Below are 20421 nucleotides of genomic sequence, written 5' to 3'. Positions count from 1 at the left end.
GGGGAGGGTAAGGCAGCCATGACCCGCTCCCTCACCCTCATTCGCCGCCGCCTCGTCGGCAGCATCTTCGTGCTGCTGATCGTCATCATCGGCACCTTCCTTTTGCTCGAAGCCGCCCCGGGCGACGCCGTCGATGCCTACATCGTCTCGACCGGCGGCGATGCCGGCATGATTGAATTGCTGCGCCATCGCTGGGGCCTCGACCAGTCCGAACTGACACGGCTCGCCAACTATCTCTGGGCGCTGCTGCATCTCGACCTCGGCCAGTCCGTCACCTTCTCCAGGCCGATCCGCGACGTCATTCTCGAGCGCCTGCCCACCACGCTCCTCCTGATGGTCAGCGCCACCGCACTCTCCTTCGGCTTGGGCTCGGCGCTCGGCATCTATGCCGGCGCCAGACCCGGCAGCTTTCGCGACCGTTTCCTCTCCATCGGCTCGCTGGCGCTCTATGCCGTACCCGGCTTCTGGCTCGGCCTGGTGCTGATCGTGATCTTTGCCGTCGACCTGCGCTGGCTGCCGATCGGCGGCATCGAAAGCCTCGCCTCCGACAAGACCGGGCTCGCCCGCGCCGCCGACATCGCCACGCACCTCATCCTGCCGGTTTCTGCGCTGGGCTTCATCTACCTCGCGCTCTATCTGCGCATGATGCGCGCCGGAATGGCGGAGGCATGGCGCCAGGATTTTGTCCTCGCTGCCCGCGCCAGGGGACTTTCGCGCCGCCGCATCGTGCTGGCCCATGTCGCACGCAACGCGCTGTTGCCGCTCATCACCATGCTCGGCCTGCAATCGGCGCAGATGCTCGGCGGCAGCGTCGTCATCGAGAGCGTCTTTGCCGTGCCTGGCCTTGGACGGCTGGCGCAAGAGGCGGTGGCGTCGCGCGACACGCCGCTGCTGCTCGGCATCATCCTCACCAGCGCCGTGCTGGTCATTGCCATCAACCTCGCCGTCGACATCGCCTATGCCTTTCTCGACCCGCGCGTCGGCGCCAGCGAGGCTGGCGCGTGAGCCCGCTCCGTCGGCTCCTGCATCGGCCGGAAGCGATCGCCGGCGCGATCATCCTGGGCGTGCTTTTCGCCATGGCGCTGTTTGCGTCGCTGCTGTTCCCTGGCGACCCGCAGGCGATAGCCGGCCCGGCGCTATTGCCGCCCTTCCACGACTGGTCGCTACCGCTCGGCACCGACCGGCTCGGCCGTGACGTGCTGGCCGAACTGTTCCACGGCGCCCGCACTTCGTTGGCGGTCGGGTTGGCGGCGGCAGCGGCGGCGCTCCTCATCGGTGCGGTCGTCGGCACGCTGGCCGGCTTTGCCGGCGGCCTTGTCGACGAGATGCTGATGCGCATCACCGATGCTTTTCAGACCGTGCCGAGTTTCCTGCTGGCGCTGGCGTTTGTCAGTGTCGTTGGCCCGTCGCTCGGCATCGTCGTCGCGGCGATCGCACTTGGCGCCTGGACCGGACCGGCGCGTGTGGCGCGCGCCGAAGTGCTGTCGATCCGCGAGCGCGATTTTGTCGCCGGCGCCCGTGTCATCGGCATGCATCCGCTGGCAATCGCCTTCCGCGAGGTGCTGCCCAACGCTCTGCCTCCGGTGCTGGCGCTGTCCTCGGTGATCGTCGCCGCCGCGATCCTCACCGAAGCAGCATTGTCCTTCCTCGGCCTCGGCGACCCCAACCGCGTCACCTGGGGCGGCATGATCGCCGAAGGCCGCGCCGTGCTGCGCACCGCGCCCTTCCTGTCGATCGTTCCAGGTATCGCGCTCGTGCTGACCGTGCTCGGCATCTATCTCGCCGGTGAAGGCGTGGCCGAGACGACGGCCGTGCGGAGGAGCCTGTCGTGACCGTGCTGGCTGAGATACGCGATCTGTCGGTGCGCTATCGGCGGGATGGGGCCGAGGTGGCGGCGCTGAAAGGCATCAGCCTTGATGTTGTTGCAGGCGAGCGGCTGGCGATCATCGGCGAAAGCGGTTCGGGAAAGAGCACGCTGGCGTTGGCGGTGGCGGGGTTGCTGCCGGGGTCAGCCAAGGTTGACGGTCGCATCGACTGGCACATGTCGGAATCGTCTCATTCCTTCGCGCCCCCCTCTGTCCTGCCGGACATCTCCCCCACAAGGGGGGAGATCAGCAGCTCCGCCATTGGCTCTTCAATTTCGAAAAGTAGCGAAAGCGGAAATGACAGCCTGATCTCCCCCCTTGTGGGGGAGATGTCCAGCAGGACAGAGGGGGGCGCCGTAAAGCGTCCACCTTCAAGCCTAGCTCCCCTCCCCGGCCGAGACATCGGCTTCGTCTTCCAGGATCCTTCCGCCAGTCTCGACCCCGTCATGACCATCGGCAAGCAAATCGCCGAGGTCGCCCGCACCCATCTCGGCCTCGACTGGCCGCAAGCCTACGCCAGAGCAAAGACCCTGCTCGAACGCGTCCGCCTGCCCGACTCAGCTTCCGCCATGCGCGCCTTCCCGCATCAGCTCTCCGGTGGCCAGAAGCAGCGGGTGGCGATCGCCGCGGCCATCGCGGCTGGTCCAAAACTGCTCATCGCCGATGAGGCGACCAGCGCGCTCGACACCATCGTGCAGGCCGAGATCGTCGCACTGATCCGGCAATTGGTGGCGGAGGACGGCATGACGCTGCTGTTCATCAGCCACGACATCGCTCTGGCCGCCGAACTCGCCGAGCGCATCGCCGTGTTCCGGCACGGCGAGCTGACCGAGATCGGCCCGACGGCGCAAATCGTCAATGCCCCGCGCCAGGACTATACGCGTTCGCTGCTCGACGCCCATCTCGGCCTCGACGCCGAACCGCTGCTGCGACGGGCGCCGGCATGAGCCTGCTCGCTGTCTCCGACCTGACCAAACGCTACCGCCGCGGCGGCAAGGTAATCGCCGCTGTCGACGGCGTTTCCTTCGCCATCGAACCCGGCGAGACGCTGGCGCTGGCCGGGCCTTCCGGCAGCGGCAAGTCGACGATCGCGCGGCTGGTTCTCAGGCTGATAGAACCCGATGCCGGAACCATCCGGTTCGAAGGCGGCGATTTCCTCGCCTTGAATGGTGCCGCGCTGCGTAAACAGCGCGCGCGCCTGCAAATGGTGTTTCAGGATCCGCTCGCCGCCTTCAACCCGCGCGCCACCGTGGCGCGTGTGCTCGACGATCCCTTGCGCATTCATGCCATCGCGTCGCGCGCCGAGCGGCCGGCCCGTATCGGCGCCTTGCTTGAGCGCGTTGGGCTGGCAGTCGATCTCGCGCCGCGCGCCATCCACGAAATCTCCGGCGGACAGCGCCAGCGCGTGGCGATTGCTCGCGCCATCGCCACAAACCCGTCGCTGATCGTGCTCGACGAAGCGGTGTCGGCGCTCGACGTTTCGGTTCGCGGCCAGATCCTCGAGCTGCTGCTCGACCTGCAAGCCAGGGAACGGATCGCCTATCTCTTCATTTCGCATGATCTCGGCGTGGTGCGGGCCATCGCCCACCGCATCGTCCTTCTCGACGCCGGGCGGATCGCCGAGAGCGGCGATGCCCGCGCCGTCATCGACGCGCCGCAATCGGCAATCGGCAAGGCACTGGTGGCGGCGGCACCAAGACTCAATCGAACACAGGACGCATCATGACAGACGCCGAAGCCCGAGCCGAAAAACTCTCGCGCGAACTCGATTCCGCCTTCCGCAACCGCGCCGATCTCTACCGTCTGTTCCTCGACGAACTGACCGGCGAACTCGGCGCGGAGAAAGCCGAGGCGATCATGATCCGCACCATCGAACAGCGCGGCAAGGAGGTGGCGGCAGCCGCCTTCGCCCGCTTCGGACCCAATGACGCGCCGGCCATCGGCAAAGCGTTCCTGGCCGTCAGCCCGGATGGCGGCCTGATGTATCCGACCGATGTCGAGCGCGGGCCGGACCACATCGCCTTCAAGGTGAAACGCTGCCCGCTGAAGGACGCCTGGGTCGAGGCCGGTGTCGGTGACGAAAAGCTCGCCACGCTCTGCCGCATCGCCGGCGCTTTCGATCGCGGCCTGTTCGAGGCGACGGGCGTGCGCTTCGACAATGTCACCTGGACGCCGGGCCACGGCTCGGACTGCTGCCACATCGCGCTGACCAACCGGGATGCTGCGGGATAGCCGCAGCTATTGCCTCGGTCAGTCCGCGGCAAACACATGCAGTTCCGTGCCCGCTTGTTCTGCAGCAGTGCGCAGGTCGGCCTTCGGTTCGCTGTCGGTGACGATGTCGGCAATGTCGTCAAGTCCGCAGATGCGCTCGAGGCTGGAGCGGCCGAACTTGTCGTGGGTCACCACCAGCACCGTCGACAGCGATCGCGATATCATTGCGCGTTTGACCGCGGCAGCGCCCGAGATCATGTCGCTTGGACCGTCGGCGCTTAACCCAGAGGCGCCGATGATAGCGACGTCGGCATTGTAGCGGCGCACGAACTCGACCGTGTCTTCGCCCATCACGCTGCCTTCCCGGCTGTCATAGGTCCCGGGGCAGAGCAGAACGCGGAAGGTCGGATTGGCGCCGGCCACCGAGGCCACGCCGGTGGAATTGGTGATGATGGTCAGGTCGCGTTTCAGCTGCGAAAGGTTGCGCGCCACCTCATAGGTGGTCGAACCGCCATCGATCATCACGATCTGGCCCTTCGCGACCAGGCCTGCCGCGCCGCGGCCGACGCGGGCGCGCTCTTCGATCAAAGTCAGGCCGCGCTCCGAAATCACCGGCTCGGATGTCACCAGCGAGATCGTCGCGCCGCCATAGGTGCGGTTGATCAGCCCGGCATCGCCGAGTTCGATGAGATCGCGGCGGATGGTCTCGCCGGCGACGCCGATGCGGCGCGCAAGCTTGGAGATGCGAATGGACGCCGACCGGCGCACTTCCGAAAGGATAAGCGCGTGCCGCTCCTTCTTCGTCAGTCGGCCTTGATCCATGACTATTCCATTCCCTTTGCAACAATCAACGCGTCGGCAAGCTCGGCAAATCCTTGCGCGCCGCGCCCGCTCGTGACGAAGGCAGGAGATGCCGGAAGTTCGCCGGCGAAGTCCAGCACATTAGCGACACCGACGCTTTTGGGGAAGAAGCCGAACATTGGCGCATCGTTTGGACTATCGCCGACGAAGACAATGCTGTCCTTGTCGTGGTCTATGTCTATACCAAAACAGTCGCGCAAGAATAGCCGGCTTGTTGACAGTTTGTCGTATTTGCCGAACCAGCCATTGACATGGATGGACGAGATTTTCGCCGTCGCTCCATAGCGCTGAAAGATCCCGACGATCTTCAGCACTTCGGTTTTGGGCAGCGGCGCGACATCCTCGCGAAAATCGATCGCCAGATCGGCCTCGCGATAGGTCTGGTCGGCAGCGACCGCCGCACCCGGAATTTCCGCGAGCACGGCGCGTTCGATCTCGAGCAGGCGCGCCGCGTCGGCCTGCCTTTCCGCAGCACTCCTGGCATAGTGGCGAACAATCCGCTTGGCAGTGTCGTCATAGCGGAAATAGAAAGCGCCGTTCTCGCCGATCACGCCATCCACCGGCCATTGCCGCGCGATCAGGTCGCACCAGCCGGCGGGGCGGCCGGTGACCGGCGCGACGACGAATCCGGCCTGCTTCAGCCGCTCCAGCGCCGCATAGGCTTTGGCCGGCAGCCGTCCCGTGTCGGTCAAGGTGTCGTCTATGTCGGTCAGCACGACGGCGATCTTGCGCCGGTCCTTAACGTTGAAGTCGGCAAGCGGACGCAGCACCCGCTTAGGCTCCCGCCGCAACCGTTTCGAGCGAGGCAGCCGCGACATCGAGCATGGTGAACCTGTCGCGGATCAGCCGCGCATTGGCGACCGCCTCGTCGTAGAATCCGGCCGGTATGGCGACCTCTTGCGGCGTGGTCGGCGCACCGGCGGCACGCAGTGCTGCCGCGATCTCACGCGCCGGGCGGGCCACGCGGGAAAGCCTTTCGCGATACGAGCGCCAGTGCTCCGCCAGCACGGTGTTGAGGGCGGTCGCCCGCTCACGGTCGAGCAGCTTGGGTTTGAACGCAGCCCAGCAGGAGCGTCCGAGCGTGTCGCCAAAGATCTCGATGAAGCGGTCCAATGTATCGGCGGACGGCGCAAGCCGCAGCTCCGGCAGCGCCAGCACGCGCTCCTGCAGCCGCGCCATCGTCAACGTCGTCACCGCTATGTGTTCGCCGTGATGCGCCTCGGGCAGTCCCTGGCCCCGCATGTCGATATAGTGGGCAATCAGATGTTCGCCCTGGCTGGCCGGATAGGAGCCACCGCACAAGGTCATGCCGAGGCCCGACATGACCAGCGTGCGCACCAGCACTTCCATCGCCGCGAGGTCGCCGGTCCTGAGTTCGCCGGCCTTGGCGATCAGCGCCTTCTCATCGTCGGCCAGAAGCATGAACGGTGCCTGCCTGTAAGGCGTGCCGAGCAAAAGATGCGCCATCAGCCAGTCCGTCTGGGCGGTCGGCCGCGCCATCGAATCGCCGAAGCCGGCGGCGATCAGCCGGTGCGGCGCCCGCGCCATCACATCGAGGTCGAGGAACACACCGACCGGCAGGCTCGCCGTCAGCGATTTCTTCAGGCCGTCCTCGGTAATCGCCGCCGACACCGAGGTATAGCCGTTCATCGATGGCGCGGTGCCGAACACCGCATAGGGCTTTTGGGTGAGATGCGCGGCATATTTGGTGATGTCGTTGATCGAGCCCGATCCGACCGCAACCAGGCCGCTGGCGTCTTTCGTGCTGGCGATCACCGATCGCACGGCGTCCATGTCCGGATGCGGATGGCGCGGCAGGATGATCTTGTCGACATCGCTGCTGCCACGCAGTGCGATCGACACCCTCTCACCCAGCGCCAGCCTTGTGTCGGGATCCATGACCACGGCAAGCTTGCGGCCGAGCGGCAGTGGCTTGACCAGCGCATCGGCTTCGTCGCCGAGACCGCGCCCGATGACGATGGTCTTCAGCGGCACCGACAGCATTCCCTCGCTATCCGGATCAGGCAGCGTGCCGGCAATGAGACTATCGAGCATTTGTTTGGACATCGGGATGCCGTCCAATCAGTCAGCATAGAGCGGGGTCAGGGCATCGAACAGGGTCCGATACCGGCGGTAACTTCTGTCGTAGGCGGCCTTGGCCGAAGGGTTGGGGTCGATCGTCTCGATGCCACCGCTCAGCCTTTCGGCCGCCTGCTGCACTGAAGACGAAAGGCCGATGGCGGCGGCAGCAAGGATCGCCGCGCCGATCGGCGAGGCGTCCGTGGCATCGGCAATCTCGACCGGCCTGCCACTGACATCAGCGCGGATCTGCGCCCACACCCGGCTGCGCGCGCCGCCGCCGGAAAGCCGGATGCGATCCGTGGCGATGCCAAGCTCGTACAGCCGGTCGACAACATCGCGCATGGCGAAGGCGCAGCCCTCCAGCACTGCGCGGGCACAAGCCGCTTTGCCGTGGAAGGATGTCAGGCCGTAGAAAGCGCCGCGCGCCTCGGCGATCCAGCGCGGCGTCATGGCGCCGGACAGTGCCGGCAGGAACAGCAGATCGTCGCTGCCGGCAACAACCGTCGCCGCCAGCTCCGACATTGCCGCCGGAGAATCAACGCCGAAGGTGGATTTAAACCAGGTCACTGCGCCGCCCGAAAGCCATCCGGGATTGGAGACGAAATAACGGCCGTCGAGAAAACCATGCGTCTCGACCAGGCCGCCGGGGTCGAGGCGAAGCGTATCGGACACCGCGCCGACCACTTCGGCAGTGCCGAGATTGCAGGCGACGGTGCCGGGCACGACAACGCCGGCGCCTATTGCGGCGGAAAAATCATCGCCCGTGCCGACCGCCAGCGGTATCCCCACCGGTAGGCCGGTCAGCTCGGCGCCGGCGCGGGTCAAGGCGCCGGCAGCCGCCGATGCATTGTCGATGCCGGGCAATTTGTCGGCATCGATGTCGAAGGCGGCGAGCAGATCGCCGGCATAGCAGCGCTCCTTCAGTCCATAGAGCATGGTCGTCGAGGCCAGCGCGTGGTCGATGACGGCACGGCCGCACAGCACTGCCACCACGAACGATACCGGCTGGTGCCAGAGCGCCACCCGAGACGCCTCGGGCAGGTTGCGCGCGGCCCAGCGGATCTTCGCCGCCATATGCGTTGCGTCCAGAACGAGACCGGTGCGCTCGCGGATGAAGTCCGGGTCGATGCCGGCAATTTCTGCCGACGCGCGCCGATCCATCCAGATGATGCACGGCGCCAGTGCCTGGCCGCTGCTGTCGACTGCAACACAGCCGTCGAGCTGACCGGCAACGGCAATACCTTTGATGTCGGAGGGCGCCAGCCCGCCCTTGTCGAGCGCGCCGGCAATCGCCGGCTTCAGCGCCGAAAGCCACAGCGCCGGATTCTGTTCGGCCCATCCCGGCGCCGGGAAGGCCGGCTGATAAAGCACACTGGCCTCGCCACGCAGCCGCAATTCGTCATCGACGACGATTGCCTTCAGGCTTTGTGTGCCGAGATCGATGCCGATAACGGCCATTAGACACGCTCGCAATCCGCGAGGACATCCCGCAGTTGCGAGAGGATAGAACCTTTCGTCGGCGAATAGGAACCGTCGAAAACCGCTGTGCCAATGGTAAAAGCGTTGGCGCCGGCCTGCTTGATTGCCTTGATCCGATCGGCCGAGGCCACCGCGCCGGCAACGATCAGATGCCGCGAAGGGCCAAGCCCGTGGCGGGCAGCGCGTATCAGGTCGACCGGATCGGCCTCGGTGGCGCGATAGGCGAGGATATCGCATCCCGCACAGCCCTTTTCGGCGAACGCGCGGCAATCGGCCTCGACATCTCCCGGGGAGCCGCCGAGCCTGGTCGGATGGCCGACCGGCCGTCCCGGAAAAGGGTAGTATTCGGTGTCGCTCCCTTCCAGCAGCGCCATGATCTCATCGATCTGGGTGCCGCCAAGCAGCCGCTGGATGCCGAGGTCGCGGGCGATGCGCGCCGAATTCAGGCATGCTTCCGGTGTTGTCGAGACAACTTCCATGTAAGTGGTGGCGCCTGTCCGGCGAATAGCGGCGGCGAGCTTGCTCAATACATCTGGCGCTACGCCGATGTCCTTGAAGCCGACATGCTTCAGACCGACCGGCTCGATCAGCTCGACCAGATCGAGACAATCCTCGACCGTGCGATCGTTACGCGTCAGCATGAAGATGAAGTCCATCCGAAAGGTCCCTCGCCCGGTCGGGAAAGCCGGTTTGCCGCCGGTCTGCTAACACCTCCCAACCAATTGTTGCAAGGTGCCACATTTTGATTTGCGGTACCACACATTTTATGACAGAACGGGCACCAGCCCGCCAGGCAGGACTTCTAGGGAGAGGGAAGAATGCTCAAGCCGCTGACACGTGGGACAACCATATCCAGACTGCTCTTCGCCGCCGCGTTTATGTGGCTGCTAACGTGGCAAGTCACACAAGCAGCGGCGTGGGATCTGAAAGAGGCATCGAAGCCTTACAGCGGGCAAACCATTCGCATGGTCGGCGAAGCGCTGCCGCCGCTCGAAGCGCTGAAGAAGATGGCGCCGGAGTTCGAAAAGCAGACCGGCATCCATGTCGAAGTCGAGATGTACGAGCATTCGGAAGCCGTCAACAAGGTGCAGCTCGACCTCAACTCGCACCGCGGCCGCTACGACGTCATCATCCAGCCGCATCGCGAACTCGGCAAGTTCGCCACCAACAACCATCTGGTCGAAATCGCCAAGATGATGGCCGATCCGGCTTTGCGCGATCCGACCTTCGAACCGGAAAAGCAGCTCTACCAGACTGCCTGGCACGAGATCTCCTGGTATGACGGCAAGGAGTACGGCTTCCCCTTCACCGTGCTCAACATGTTCATGTGGTATCGCTCGGACCTGCTCGCCGATCCCAAGGAGCAGGCAGGCTTCAAGGCCAAGTATGGCTATGACCTTGCTCCCGCGAAGGATTGGAAACAGTACCGCGACATCGCCGAATGGTTCTACCGCCCCGACCAGGGCTTTTACGGCACCGCCCTGCAGGGCAAGCGCCATGAGGCGCTGTGGTATGAGTGGCTCAACTTCCTCTATTCCTTCGGCGGCGACGTGCTCGACGTGAAGAGCGGCTCGGCCTGCGGCCCGGTGATCGTCAACAGCCCCAAAGCCGTCGCCTCGCTCGAATACTACAAGAGCCTGCTGCAATTCTCGCCGCCGGACAGCCTCAACTATTTCTGGGACGACGTCATGGCGCTGATGCAGCAGGCCAAGGTCGCCGAGCTGATCATGTGGAACGACGCCACCTATGCCGTGTCGGTCGACACCACCGCTTCCACCGTCGTCGGCAAGGTCGGCTTCGATCTCGTGCCGCAAGGCGACGGCGGCAAGATCGGCCAGGTCGAAGGCTGGACCTACCTCATCCCGGTCTATTCGAAGAACCAGCAGGCCGCCTTCCTCTTCATCCAGTGGATGATGGGTTATGACCGCCAGCTCGAGCAGCATCTCAATGGCGGCGCCTCGGGCCGGCCCGATGTCTATGCCTCGGCGGAGGTGCAGAAGCTGCCCTACGCCAAGGCCTCGATGGAGGCCAACGAGCACGCAGTGCCGAAGGCGACGCTGCCGCAATCGGCCGAGATGACCGACATATTGGTGCGTGAGCTGTCGTCCTACCTCGCCGGCGAGAAGGAAGCGCAGGCTGCCCTCGACACCGCCGCCACCGACATCTCGACATTGCTCGGTTCTTGCGCACCCATGACCTATCCGGCACGATAGGCCGCAAATGTCGCGCAGAGGCTACCCGCAAGAAGCGGGTAGCCATTCTTGTCCGCAGGAAACGCCCGTGACGAACCGCACTCCATCGCCGCGCGGAATGCCGCTTCTCGACCGTGGGGTGGGACCGCTGCTAATGCTGCCGGCGACGCTGCTCGTCGTCGTCTTCCTGGTCGGTCCGTTCTACTACATGGTCTATACCGCGCTGACCGACCTCAGCTTCGCCGATGCCAGCCATGCCGGCGCATTCGTCGGCTTCGACAATTTCCGCAAGCTGATGCGCAACGATCCGTTCTTCTGGGCGTCGTTCCTGCTGACGCTGAAATTCGTCGTCATCGCCGTGGGCCTCGAATTCCTGCTCGGCTTTGCGCTGGCCTTCCTGATCTTCCGCTTTGTTGCCAGCCAGCGCCTTTTGACGACGCTGCTGCTCATCCCGATGATGATCGCGCCGGTTGCCGTCGGGCTGATCTGGCGCCTGCTCCTGCAGGGCGATTTCGGCATGCTCACCTTCTACATGCGCAAGGTCGGCCTGCTGGCGCAGAATTCGGCGGTGCTTTCGTCACCCGATCTCGTCTTTCCGACCATCGTTGCCATCGACGTCTGGCAGTGGACGCCTTTCGTCACCCTGATCATGCTGGCCGGCATGATGAGCCTGCCGCGCGCGCCGTTCGAGGCGGCGATGATGGATGGCGCCAAACCGTTCCAGATTTTTCGCGATGTCATGCTGCCGCTGCTGCGGCCCGTCATCGCGCTGGTGCTGCTCTTGCGCGGCATCGATGCATTCAAGGAATTCGACAAGGTGTTCTTGATGACCGGCGGCGGTCCGGGAACGCTGACCGAACTGGTCTCGATCTACGCCTACCGCGTCAACTTCCGCAACTGGGACCTCGGCTACGGCGCGGCAGTCGCCTTCATGATCTATCTCGTGGTGCTGATCCTGTGCTCGGTCTTCTACAAGGCCGTCTACTGGTCGAGCCGCAAGCCGGCGGCCGCGTTTTGAGGTCGCGGCGATGATCGACCAATCCACAAACCGCGCCTGGAAAAGCTTTGCCTGGGCCGTGCTGCTGGTCGCCGTCGTGATCGCCTTGACGCCTTACGTCTGGATGGTGCTGGCGTCGTTCAAGAACCGCGTCGACCTTCTGTCGTCGGTACCGAAATGGGTGTTCACGCCGACACTCGCCAACTATCCAGCCGTCTTCATCGACAAGGAATACTGGCCGCTGGCGATCAATTCGGTGCTGATCTCGGTATCATCGACGGTGCTGTGCATTCTCATCGGCGCGCCGGCAGCCTATGGCTTTGCCCGCTCCGATTTTCCGGGCAAGGAAGACCTGTTCTTCTTCTTCCTGACCACGCGCATGGCGCCGCCGATCTCGATTGCCGTGCCGCTGTTCCTGTTCTTCACGTCGCTTGGCCTGATCGACACAATCTATGCCGTGGTGATCGCCCACACCTCCTTCAACCTGTCGCTCGTCGTCTGGATGATGCGCGGCTTCTTCGCCGAAATCCCCAGGGAGATCGACGAAGCCGCGATGATGGACGGCCGCTCGCGGCTCGGCGCCTTCCTCTTCGTCGTCGCGCCACTGGCCGCGCCCGGCATCGGCGCGACCGCCGTGCTCTGCTTCATCCTGTCGTGGAACGAGTTCCTCTATGCCTTCATCCTCGTCGCCTTCGACGGGCGTCCGCTCACCGTCGGCATCCCCGGGCTAGTGACGCCGCACGGCACGCTGTGGGGACAGGTTGCGGCGGTCGCCATCGTGGCGACGCTGCCGATCGTGCTTTTCACGTTCCTTGTCCAGAAACAGCTCGTGCGCGGCCTCACCTTCGGCGCGGTCAAGGGTTGAAGGGATCTTGCATGGCAATTGTTTTCGACGGCGTCACCAAGGCTTTCCCGGACGGGACGGTGGCGCTGCAGGCGCTCGACCTTGCTTTCGAGCCGGGCGAATTCCTCGTCCTGCTCGGCCCTTCCGGCTCCGGCAAGACGACAGCCTGTCGGCTGCTCGCCGGGCTTGAGCGTCCCACCGCCGGCCGCATCATGGTCGAGGGCCGCGATGTCACCGATCTGCCGCCGCGCCTGCGCGGCATGGGCATGGTGTTCCAGAACTACGCGCTCTACAGCCACAAAAGCGTCTACGAGAACATCGCCTATCCCTTGCGCATCCGAAAAATGCCGGCCGCCGAGCTCGACCGCTGCGTGCGCGCCATGGCCGAGCTGCTCGAAATCACCCGCTATCTCGATCGCCGGCCCTCGCAATTGTCGGGTGGCCAGGCGCAGCGCGTTGCGGTCGCCCGCGCCCTGGTCTGGCAACCGGGCCTCTGCCTGATGGACGAGCCGCTGTCCAACCTCGACGCCTTGCTGCGGCTGCATATGCGCACCGAGCTGAAGCGTCTGCATCGCGAACTGAAGAAGACCTTCGTCTTCGTAACCCACGATCAGGAAGAGGCGATGACGCTGGCAACGCGGGTCGCGGTTCTGCGCGAAGGCGCGCTGATCCAGTATGACGACCCACGCGAAATCTATCGGCGGCCGGCCAACCGCTTCATCGCCGAATTCATCGGCCGTCCGGCAATGAACACCTTTGATGGCGATGTCCGCAACGGCGCCTTCCACGCCAGCGGCTTTACCTGCCCGCTGCCCGGAAAGCCGGACGGTCCGATTGTGCTGGGCATCCGCCCGGAACAGATCCAGCTTGTCGACGCTTCTGCCGCTGATGCGATCCGTTTCGCCGTCGACGTCGTCGAACCCGTCGAGCCGGACGTGCTGATCTTCGCCAAGAGCGAGGCGAACGCGCTGATCGTCAGGACAGTGAATGACGATCGCGCCTACGATCCCGGCCAACCGCTGCATCTGCGCTTTCCACCGGCAGCACTGCACACGTTCGATGCGGTGTCGGGAGCGCGGCTGCCGTGAGCTTCCTGCTCGCTCTGGTGCCGCTGGCCGCCGCCGCTCTGGTCTGGCGGCTGTTCTACAGCTTCAACAAATCGAGGCGCTGGTTCTCGACCGGCGAGCTCATTTTCTGGGACGCCATCGCGCTGGTCATTCTGCAGCTTGTCTGGCTGATCTGGTTTTGAATATGCGCCAAGATCAGTAACCCAGCGCGCAACCATCCTTGCGCGGATCGGAAGCACCGGTCAGCGTGCCCTTCTCCCAATCGATCAGCACCAGCTGGCCGCCGCCATGCGGCTCTTCCGCGATGGACACCTGATGGCCGCGCTTCCGCAAACCAGCAATCGCCTCGGCGGGAATGCCGCGCTCCGCCAGCACGGCATTGTCCTTGTAGAAGACCCGTGGTGCGTCCAGCGCCTGCTGCGGGTCCATGCCGAAATCGATCATGTTGGTGAGCAGATGGACATGGCCGAACGGCTGGTAGCCGCCGCCCATCACCCCGAACGGCATCACCACCTTACCCCCTCGCGTCGCCATGCCCGGCATGATGGTGTGCATCGGCCGTTTCCTCGGCGCGATGCGGTTTGGATGGCCTTCCGTCAGCCGGAAACTGCTGCCGCGATTCTGCAACACGACACCTGTCGTGGGACCGACGACGCCGCTGCCGAATGAACCGAAGGTCGAGTTGATGAAGCTGACCGCATTGCGGTCGCGATCGACCACCGAGATATAGACGGTGTCGCTGCGTCGAAGCTCAAGCCGCGGCAGATGCGTCATGGCGCGGGCCGGATCGATGACGGCGCGCAGCCGGTCGGCGTGGGCTTCCGACAGCAATTGCTTCACCGGGACATCGACGAAATTCTGGTCGCCCACGAAAGTATCGCGGTCCTGATAGGCAAGCCGGCCCGCCTCGATCTCGATATGCAGCCGCTCGGCGCTGTTCGGCTCCAGCGAGCCGAGCGCAAAGCCGGACAGCACATTGAGCATGATCAGCGCCGTCATGCCCTGATTGTTCGGCGGCATCTGGTGGATGTCGTAGCCGCGATAGGAGGTGTTCACCGCCTTGACGTAATCGCCTTTGGTCGCGGCGAAATCCTCCAGTGCATGCAACCCGCCGAGCGCGCGAAGACGCGCCACAAGGTCGTCAGCGACCTCACCTTCATAAAACCCGGCACGGCCCTGGCTCGCGATGGTACGCATGGTTTTCGCGAGTTCTGGCTGCCGATGCACATCGCCGGCCCTTGGCGCTTTTCCCTCCGGCAGGAACATGCGCGCGGCATGTTCGTCGGCGGAGAGCAAGGCGACCTCGTCAGCCCAATCGAAGGCGACGCGATCGTGAACGACATAGCCCTGTTCGGCATAGCGAATGGCCGGCGCCAATGCGGCGTCGATGCCCTTCTTGCCGTGATCCTCGAGCAGCCGGCACCAGGCATCAATGGCCCCTGGCACGGTGACAGCGTGAGGGCCGGTTGCTGGCAGCTCGCTGTGGCCACGCTCCAGATACCAAGCCGCTGTCGCGGCGGCGGGAGAACGTCCGGAGCCGTTGAAGGCCAGCACCTCGCCCTCGCCTTTGGGGGAGTAGAGAACAAAGCAGTCGCCGCCGATGCCGGTCGATTGCGGCTCGACCACGCCTTGCACCGCCGCGGCACACACGGCGGCGTCCATGGCGTTGCCGCCGGAGCGGAGCATGTCGACCGCCGCAAGCGTCGCCAGCGGATGCGATGTCGCCGCCATGGCTTCCGTCGCGCGTACCGGCGACCGTCCGGGGAATTGAAAATCACGCATGCAGGTTAACTGTCCAATCTACCAGGGAAAATCTAGCGCTTGCGGCCAAAAAGCTGTGCTGCCGAAAGCAGCAGCACCGACAGCACGATCAGGCATGTCGAAATCGCGGCGATCGTAGGATCGATCTGATCGCGTAGCGCGCTGAACATGCGACGTGTCAGGGTTGTCGTTTCGCCGCCCGATATGAACAGCGACACCACCACCTCGTCGAATGAGGTGATGAAGGCAAACAATGCGCCGGACACGATGGAAAACCGGATCTGCGGCACGGTCACCTGCCAGAAGGCCGCCAGCCGCCCGGCACCCAGGCTGCGTGCGACGCGCTCCTGATTCATGTCGTAGGACCGAAAGCCCGAAAGGACCGTCAGCACCACCAGCGGCAGCGCTTGCACCGTGTGCGCCAGAACCAGGCCGGTCAGCGTATTGTTGAGGCCGATGCGCGCATAGAGAAAAAACGTGCCGATGCCGATCAGGATAACCGGAATGATCAGCGAGGCGGTCAGCACCGCATTGATGAAACCGGCGAGCCGCAACGCGCCCGAATTGAGCGCATAGGCGGCGGCGACGCCGATCGGTGTCGCGACCATGGTCGTCAGCACCGCCGCCTTCAGCGAGACAATCGTCGCATCGCGCCATTCGACCGACTGGAAATAGGCCTCGTACCATCGCAGCGACCAGCTTTCCGGCGGAAATTGCAACAGCGTCGAGCCGGAGAATGACATTGGCACGATGATCAGCGACGGCACGATCAGGAACAACAGCACAAGGGCGCCAACTGTGTAGAGCCAAAGCCGTCGCCAGTGCGAAATCGGCAGGCCGAGATCGTCGTTCATCGCGCACCCCACACGCTGGTCGCCCGCGCGCCCAACAGCCAACGGAACAGGCCGAGCAGGCCGAGCGTGACGGCGAGCAGAACGACGCCCAGCGCACTGCCGGCGCCCCAGTTGGAATAGAGGCTGGTGGTCTGCTCCATGCGCATCGCCCACATGATGACCTTGCCGCCGCCCATTAGGGCGGGGGTGACGAAGAACCCGAGGCACAGGATGAAGACGATGACCACGCCGGCGGCGAGGCCCGGAAGCGAAAGCGGAAAGAATATCTGCCAGAAAGTCGCCGTTGGCGGTGCGCCGAGGTTCATCGCCGCGCGCAGGTAGTCGGCATCGATCGCCTTCATCGAAGCGTAGAGCGGCAGCACGAGGAACGGCAGCAGTATGTGCGTCATGCCGATGACGACGCCGGCAAAATTATGCGCGAGCGGCAGCGGCTGGCTGATCACGCCAAGATCCATGAGCCAGGTGTTCAACAGGCCCTTGCGCTGCAGGATCACCAGCCAGGCGTAGGTACGCACCAGCACCGATGTCCAGAACGGCAGGATGACGAAGATCAGGCAGATGGAGGCGGCGCGCCGTGGCAGCTGCGACAGCATATAGGCCAGCGGATAACCAAGGAGAACGCACAGGCAGGTGACGATGAAGGCCACCTCGAATGTCGTGATGAAGGTCCTGACATAGGAAGCCTGCTCGACGAAGCGAACGTAGTTCGCGCCGCTCAGCATTCCGGTCTCGTCGAACAGCGAGAGCCAGAACAGCCATCCGATCGGCACGACGATGATGATGCCCACCAGCGCGATGCCGGGAGAACACAGACCGAGCAGAGCCAAAGACTCGCGCCGGGCGTCGGCGCTCAGCACGTCCGCGTTCAGGCCGCCGCGGTCAGGAAGGTCTGCGGCTGTCGCGCTCATATCTCGTCCGCCAGCAGGATCGCATCTTCCGCCTCGACGCGAAGCCGCACCGGTTGTCCGGCACCTGGCAGGCGGGCCAGCACGTCGCCACGGCAGTAATCGCGCAGCGCGATCTGCTGGCCATCCGCCAGCGTGGCGTAACAAATGAAGCTGTCGCCTTGATAGACGACATCGCGCACCGTGGCGTCGAGCAGGTTGGCGTCGGCAACTGGTTCGGCATCGGCGGCGAGCCGCACCCTTTCAGGCCTCACCACCAGCCAGTGCCGCCCCGGCGAAGGCAAGGGCGAAGCCGTGTAAACCCGCTTTGCCGCATACCAGACACTGTCGTTGCGGCATTCGACGGGGATGAAGTTCGATTCGCCGATGAAGCCGGCGACGAACCTGGTACGGGGCTTGGCATAGAGCGTTTCGGGCCGGTCGAGCTGCTCGATGCGGCCCTTGTTCATGACCGCGATGCGGTCCGACATGGTGATCGCTTCGCGCTGGTCGTGGGTCACATAGACGGTGGTCATGCCGAGCCGGCGGTGCAGGCTGCGCAGCTCGATCTGCATATGTTCGCGCAAACCCTTGTCGAGCGCCGAAAGCGGCTCGTCCATCAGCACGATGCGCGGCTCGAACACGATCGCCCGCGCCAGCGCGACGCGTTGGCGCTGTCCGCCCGACAATTGGTCGACGCGACGGTCGGCTAGGCCCTGCAGCTGCACCAGATCAAGCGCCTTCTCCACGCGCTCGGCCGTTTCCGCCGCAGACGTGCGGCGCTGCTTCAACGGAAAGGCGATGTTGTGGAAGACGTTCATATGCGGGAAAAGCGCATAGTTCTGGAACACCATGCCGATGTTGCGCTTGTGTGGCGGCTTGGCGATGACTTCCTCGCCACCAATGCCGATGCTCCCGGCATTGGCGCGGACGAACCCGGCCAGGATCATCAGCAGTGTGGTCTTGCCCGATCCCGACGGCCCCAGAAGCGTCAGGAATTCGCCGGGAGCCACATCGAGGTTGAGGTCGCTGAGGACTGGAACGCTGCCAAAACGCTTGGCGATCCCTCGAATGTTGATCGGCGGCGCCGAACGCGCAATGGACAATTTCAGTGCTCCTTCGGATACTTGCGGCGCGAAGCGGATAGCGGGCCGATCGAACCTTAAGTCGGCCCGCTGGATCAGCCAATCATAGATTGGCCTGCTCACTGCTGGATCAAATTATCGAATTTCTCCGTGGCCTCCACGAGATTGTCGCGCCAGAATTCCGCATCCTGCAGAACTTGTTTCTTGACGTTTTCGGGAGCGGAATTGATGTCCTTGATCCTCTCCGGTGGAATCTTGCCGGTCTCGAAAGCCTTCTCGTTCACCGGCCCATTGTCGACGTACAATGGCAGATTGGCCTGGAGTTGCGGGCTCACGAACATGGCAAGCGCCTTCATGGCGATGTCCTTGTTTTTCGAACCCTTGGGAATGACCATGCAGTCTGCTGTCAGCACGCCCTGATCGAACGAGAAGCTGACCGGAGCTCCTTCTTTCTTCAAGGTGCCGGCGCGTCCGTTCCAGATGCTTGCCATGTCGACTTCGCCGTCCTTGACCAGCTGCATGGCCTGGGCGCCGGAGGTCCACCAGGCATCGATATGACCGCGGATCTTGTCGACGGATTTCAGCGCGCCGTCGACGTCAACGGGATAGACCTTGTCGATGGGGATGCCTTCCGCAAGCGCTGCAACGCTGAGCGTTTCAGTCGCCTGGCTTCCGCTCAGTGCACGCCGGCCCGGAAACTTCTCGACGTTCCAGAAATCGGCCCAGGTCTTCGGTCCTTTCTCGCCGAAGACATCGGTCCTGTAGATCAGCACGACCGAGGTATAGGAGATGCCAACCCAGTCATCGTGCACAAGCTTCGGATTGATCCCGCTCTTGTCGATGACACTATAGTCAAGCCTCTCGAACAGGCCTTCCTTGGAGCCCCGCGCGCATTCATCCGCGCCAAGCTCGGTGATGTCCCATTTGACGGCATTGCCGGTCACCTGAAGCCGGACGTCGTCGAGACCGTTGGTGGTGTCTTCCTTGATCGTAATGCCAAGCGCATCGGCGGTCGGCTTGAAGAACGCTTTACCCTGAGCTTCTTGATAGGTGCCGCCCCAGGACGCCACCGTAATCGTATCTGCGGCAAGCGCCTGCGCAACAGGCATGGCTATCCCGATCGCAGCTAACGCGCTGACAACTCTTGATTTTCTCATCGTCATATTCCCCTGAAGCCATTGTTGATCTGGCATTCTATTTTGTATACAATTTGGAATGTAACTTGCCCGGAAAACGGATGTCAACTTGAAAGATCGTGCTTTTTCCAACAGGCTTGCCGCTACAAGGCGGAAGATGCACCTTGGTCTTCGCAGGGTTCGCAGCCACGCCATCCGGGCGTGACTTCGTCACCGCAAGGCTATTTGGACCAGGCCTCGACGATCGGTACGGGAGACGGAAACATCGCAATGCCCACGAGAAAAAAGAACACGCTTCGCGAATCCGTCTACGGGTCGATGAAAGCGATGATCGTCACCGGACAGCTGCCTCCCGGAGCGCGCGTCACCGAGAACGATCTGGCGATCAGGTTGAAGGTCAGCCGCACGCCGGTGCGCGAGGCGCTCAACCGGCTTGAGCAGGACGGCCTGGTTGTCGGCCGCCCGCGCCAGGGCTACCTCGTCAAGGAATTCGACATCCATATGTTCCGCGAGGCATTCGAGATCAGGGAATTGCTGGACGGCTATGCGACAGAGCTGGCGACCGCCAAGGTCACGGCCGCGGACAAGGAGCGCCTTCGCCAAATGGTGCGGGAATGCGAGCGGCTGGCCGCACTGCCGACACGCAGTTCGGATGACATGTTCCAGGAACTGCAGATCGGCATGGACATCCACCGCACCATTGCTCAAATCAGCGGCAATGTGATGCTGAGCGGCCTGCTGAATGGCATTCTCGACAAATGCCAGCACTATGTCTGGATGGAACTGCTCAGGCTGGACGAATGGGGAATAGCCCGCGAAGAGCACTTCGAGATCGTCGAGGCCATCTGCGCTGGCGATGCAGCGCGGGCCGTCGAGCTTACCCGCGCGCACATCCGCGGATCACGCAACAACATCCTTCGTTTGCTGCAGGCAAAATCCGACTACCAGACCTTTCTTGCCCGCGCATCCTAGAGCAATTCCAGGGAAAGTGTGCGCGGTTTCCCGTCCGGAATTGCGTGCAAACAAAAGGTAGGGCGTTTCGCCGTTTCCATGAAACGGTGAAACGCTCTAGCGCGGCGCAAACCTCTCCGTCGTCTCTCCGC

The 20421-nt window shown here is 63.7% G+C and carries 21 protein-coding genes; 11 read left to right on the top strand and 10 right to left on the bottom strand.

Annotated elements, in window-relative coordinates:
- Window positions 1-18 precede the first annotated feature (18 nt).
- From AC1DYJ_RS31505 to AC1DYJ_RS31485, 5 genes are read left to right on the top strand one after another with little or no spacing between them, the layout of a single operon-like run.
- On the top strand, window positions 19-1005 hold the full coding sequence (locus AC1DYJ_RS31505; protein ID WP_477289501.1) for an ABC transporter permease: 987 nt from the start codon (window positions 19-21) through the stop codon (window positions 1003-1005).
- Window positions 1002-1832, top strand: coding sequence for an ABC transporter permease (locus AC1DYJ_RS31500; protein WP_477289499.1), 831 nt, complete (start codon window positions 1002-1004; stop codon window positions 1830-1832). The genes AC1DYJ_RS31505 and AC1DYJ_RS31500 overlap by 4 nt, the downstream gene beginning before the upstream one ends.
- Window positions 1829-2812 (top strand): ABC transporter ATP-binding protein, encoded by a 984-nt coding sequence (locus AC1DYJ_RS31495; RefSeq protein WP_477426381.1) that lies wholly within the window; start codon window positions 1829-1831, stop codon window positions 2810-2812. The genes AC1DYJ_RS31500 and AC1DYJ_RS31495 overlap by 4 nt, the downstream gene beginning before the upstream one ends.
- Window positions 2809-3591 (top strand): ATP-binding cassette domain-containing protein, encoded by a 783-nt coding sequence (locus AC1DYJ_RS31490; protein ID WP_477289269.1) that lies wholly within the window; start codon window positions 2809-2811, stop codon window positions 3589-3591. Before AC1DYJ_RS31495 ends, AC1DYJ_RS31490 begins: the two co-directional genes overlap by 4 nt.
- Window positions 3588-4097 carry an L-2-amino-thiazoline-4-carboxylic acid hydrolase gene (locus AC1DYJ_RS31485; RefSeq protein ID WP_477289268.1) on the top strand — a complete coding sequence of 170 codons (510 nt, stop codon included), beginning with the start codon at window positions 3588-3590 and terminating at the stop codon, window positions 4095-4097. The genes AC1DYJ_RS31490 and AC1DYJ_RS31485 overlap by 4 nt, the downstream gene beginning before the upstream one ends.
- An 18-nt stretch (window positions 4098-4115) precedes the next feature.
- On the opposite strand, the gene AC1DYJ_RS31480 is transcribed toward AC1DYJ_RS31485, so the two are convergent.
- The 5 genes from AC1DYJ_RS31480 to AC1DYJ_RS31460 are packed head-to-tail and all read right to left on the bottom strand — an operon-like array spanning window position 4116 to window position 9154.
- Window positions 4116-4898: a DeoR/GlpR family DNA-binding transcription regulator gene (locus tag AC1DYJ_RS31480; protein ID WP_477289266.1), complete on the bottom strand. Its 783-nt coding sequence runs from the start codon at window positions 4896-4898 to the stop codon at window positions 4116-4118.
- Between the two features lie 2 nt (window positions 4899-4900).
- Window positions 4901-5704 (bottom strand): HAD-IIB family hydrolase, encoded by an 804-nt coding sequence (locus AC1DYJ_RS31475; RefSeq protein WP_477426385.1) that lies wholly within the window; start codon window positions 5702-5704, stop codon window positions 4901-4903.
- Window positions 5705-5711: 7 nt separating this feature from the next.
- A complete protein-coding gene (locus AC1DYJ_RS31470) occupies window positions 5712-7004 on the bottom strand; it encodes an iron-containing alcohol dehydrogenase (RefSeq protein WP_477289264.1) in 1293 nt (430 codons plus the stop codon).
- Between the two features lie 15 nt (window positions 7005-7019).
- Entirely contained in the window at window positions 7020-8477 is a 1458-nt protein-coding gene (locus tag AC1DYJ_RS31465; protein WP_477289262.1) for a xylulokinase, read from the bottom strand.
- The gene (locus tag AC1DYJ_RS31460; protein ID WP_477289261.1) at window positions 8477-9154 is read right to left on the bottom strand and encodes a beta/alpha barrel domain-containing protein; all 678 of its coding nucleotides are present in this window, start codon (window positions 9152-9154) and stop codon (window positions 8477-8479) included. Before AC1DYJ_RS31460 ends, AC1DYJ_RS31465 begins: the two co-directional genes overlap by 1 nt.
- A 309-nt stretch (window positions 9155-9463) precedes the next feature.
- On the opposite strand from AC1DYJ_RS31460, the gene AC1DYJ_RS31455 reads away from it, so the two are divergent.
- The 5 genes from AC1DYJ_RS31455 (at window position 9464) to AC1DYJ_RS31435 (ending at window position 13780) form a co-directional block, all read left to right on the top strand.
- Window positions 9464-10711: an ABC transporter substrate-binding protein gene (locus AC1DYJ_RS31455; RefSeq protein WP_477289259.1), complete on the top strand. Its 1248-nt coding sequence runs from the start codon at window positions 9464-9466 to the stop codon at window positions 10709-10711.
- Between the two features lie 67 nt (window positions 10712-10778).
- The gene (locus AC1DYJ_RS31450) at window positions 10779-11708 is read left to right on the top strand and encodes a carbohydrate ABC transporter permease (protein WP_477289257.1); all 930 of its coding nucleotides are present in this window, start codon (window positions 10779-10781) and stop codon (window positions 11706-11708) included.
- Window positions 11709-11718: 10 nt separating this feature from the next.
- Window positions 11719-12552, top strand: a complete 834-nt coding sequence (locus AC1DYJ_RS31445; RefSeq protein ID WP_477289255.1) for a carbohydrate ABC transporter permease — start codon at window positions 11719-11721, stop codon at window positions 12550-12552.
- A gap of 11 nt (window positions 12553-12563) precedes the next feature.
- Complete coding sequence (locus tag AC1DYJ_RS31440; RefSeq protein WP_477289253.1) at window positions 12564-13619, top strand: ABC transporter ATP-binding protein; 1056 nt, start codon at window positions 12564-12566, stop codon at window positions 13617-13619.
- Complete coding sequence (locus AC1DYJ_RS31435; protein WP_477289250.1) at window positions 13616-13780, top strand: hypothetical protein; 165 nt, start codon at window positions 13616-13618, stop codon at window positions 13778-13780. Before AC1DYJ_RS31440 ends, AC1DYJ_RS31435 begins: the two co-directional genes overlap by 4 nt.
- A 13-nt stretch (window positions 13781-13793) precedes the next feature.
- Here AC1DYJ_RS31435 and ggt read toward each other — a convergent pair whose 3' ends face one another.
- From ggt to AC1DYJ_RS31410, 5 genes are all read right to left on the bottom strand, one after another.
- Window positions 13794-15380: a gamma-glutamyltransferase gene (gene ggt / locus AC1DYJ_RS31430; RefSeq protein ID WP_477289249.1), complete on the bottom strand. Its 1587-nt coding sequence runs from the start codon at window positions 15378-15380 to the stop codon at window positions 13794-13796.
- A 32-nt stretch (window positions 15381-15412) separates the two neighbouring features.
- Window positions 15413-16213 (bottom strand): ABC transporter permease, encoded by an 801-nt coding sequence (locus AC1DYJ_RS31425; RefSeq protein WP_477289248.1) that lies wholly within the window; start codon window positions 16211-16213, stop codon window positions 15413-15415.
- A complete protein-coding gene (locus AC1DYJ_RS31420) occupies window positions 16210-17121 on the bottom strand; it encodes an ABC transporter permease (protein ID WP_477289247.1) in 912 nt (303 codons plus the stop codon). Before AC1DYJ_RS31420 ends, AC1DYJ_RS31425 begins: the two co-directional genes overlap by 4 nt.
- Complete coding sequence (locus AC1DYJ_RS31415) at window positions 17118-18203, bottom strand: ABC transporter ATP-binding protein (RefSeq protein ID WP_477289246.1); 1086 nt, start codon at window positions 18201-18203, stop codon at window positions 17118-17120. Before AC1DYJ_RS31415 ends, AC1DYJ_RS31420 begins: the two co-directional genes overlap by 4 nt.
- A 98-nt stretch (window positions 18204-18301) precedes the next feature.
- Window positions 18302-19339 (bottom strand): ABC transporter substrate-binding protein, encoded by a 1038-nt coding sequence (locus AC1DYJ_RS31410; RefSeq protein WP_477289273.1) that lies wholly within the window; start codon window positions 19337-19339, stop codon window positions 18302-18304.
- Between the two features lie 249 nt (window positions 19340-19588).
- Here AC1DYJ_RS31410 and AC1DYJ_RS31405 point away from each other — a divergent pair, with 249 nt between their 5' ends.
- Complete coding sequence (locus tag AC1DYJ_RS31405; protein ID WP_477289244.1) at window positions 19589-20290, top strand: GntR family transcriptional regulator; 702 nt, start codon at window positions 19589-19591, stop codon at window positions 20288-20290.
- Window positions 20291-20421: the final 131 nt, after the last annotated feature.

It is taken from the genome of Mesorhizobium sp. P2_B11 (genome assembly GCF_056404855.1).
Note: the sequence above shows the minus strand (reverse complement) of the source record. Positions and strands in the feature narration are given on the sequence as shown.

Coding starts and splice junctions, on each gene's coding strand:
- ggt (WP_477289249.1), bottom strand. CDS start 15,380: ATGCGTGATTTTCAATTCCCCGGACGGTCGCCGGTACGCGCGACGGAA.
- AC1DYJ_RS31460 (WP_477289261.1), bottom strand. CDS start 9,154: ATGGACTTCATCTTCATGCTGACGCGTAACGATCGCACGGTCGAGGAT.
- AC1DYJ_RS31465 (WP_477289262.1), bottom strand. CDS start 8,477: ATGGCCGTTATCGGCATCGATCTCGGCACACAAAGCCTGAAGGCAATC.
- AC1DYJ_RS31410 (WP_477289273.1), bottom strand. CDS start 19,339: ATGAGAAAATCAAGAGTTGTCAGCGCGTTAGCTGCGATCGGGATAGCC.
- AC1DYJ_RS31470 (WP_477289264.1), bottom strand. CDS start 7,004: ATGTCCAAACAAATGCTCGATAGTCTCATTGCCGGCACGCTGCCTGAT.
- AC1DYJ_RS31405 (WP_477289244.1), top strand. CDS start 19,589: ATGCCCACGAGAAAAAAGAACACGCTTCGCGAATCCGTCTACGGGTCG.
- AC1DYJ_RS31420 (WP_477289247.1), bottom strand. CDS start 17,121: ATGAGCGCGACAGCCGCAGACCTTCCTGACCGCGGCGGCCTGAACGCG.
- AC1DYJ_RS31445 (WP_477289255.1), top strand. CDS start 11,719: ATGATCGACCAATCCACAAACCGCGCCTGGAAAAGCTTTGCCTGGGCC.
- AC1DYJ_RS31490 (WP_477289269.1), top strand. CDS start 2,809: ATGAGCCTGCTCGCTGTCTCCGACCTGACCAAACGCTACCGCCGCGGC.
- AC1DYJ_RS31455 (WP_477289259.1), top strand. CDS start 9,464: ATGGTCGGCGAAGCGCTGCCGCCGCTCGAAGCGCTGAAGAAGATGGCG.
- AC1DYJ_RS31485 (WP_477289268.1), top strand. CDS start 3,588: ATGACAGACGCCGAAGCCCGAGCCGAAAAACTCTCGCGCGAACTCGAT.
- AC1DYJ_RS31440 (WP_477289253.1), top strand. CDS start 12,564: ATGGCAATTGTTTTCGACGGCGTCACCAAGGCTTTCCCGGACGGGACG.
- AC1DYJ_RS31505 (WP_477289501.1), top strand. CDS start 19: ATGACCCGCTCCCTCACCCTCATTCGCCGCCGCCTCGTCGGCAGCATC.
- AC1DYJ_RS31425 (WP_477289248.1), bottom strand. CDS start 16,213: ATGAACGACGATCTCGGCCTGCCGATTTCGCACTGGCGACGGCTTTGG.
- AC1DYJ_RS31480 (WP_477289266.1), bottom strand. CDS start 4,898: ATGGATCAAGGCCGACTGACGAAGAAGGAGCGGCACGCGCTTATCCTT.